The organism is Tamlana crocina, from assembly GCF_012037625.1.
In genome coordinates, this window is sequence record NZ_JAAVJS010000603.1 from 1 (window position 1) to 335 (window position 335).

The following is a 335-nucleotide window of genomic DNA, read 5'->3' on the forward strand; positions in this document are numbered from 1 at the left end:
TCTATTTTTGCATAATATTTTATATCATCGATAGTAATTGGTCTTCCGTTGATTTCACGATTGAAAGATGCGACATAGTCTTTCATGAGGTAACGGGTGTATCTTTTTAGATCTTCGCTATTGTTCTGTAACCGGTTTAATTCGTATTTGGAAGGGTTGACCGTAATCGAATAGAATTTCGGTTCGGTCTTTTTCAGTTTGGCACCATTCCCATCAATTGCATTTACAACTTCATTCGCTGATATTTCATCATCATATTGATTGAAAAAATGTTCCATAGATCCCTGTTCGAGATCCTGGTTTTCCTTCTCCAGATAGCCCACAAAATCCGCTGA

The 335-nt window shown here is 37.0% G+C and carries 1 protein-coding gene; it reads right to left on the reverse strand.

The features are described from left to right. Positions 1–335, reverse strand: a 335-nt coding sequence (locus tag HC176_RS18235) for a DUF5712 family protein (protein WP_245234963.1), incomplete at both ends; no start/stop codon positions are given.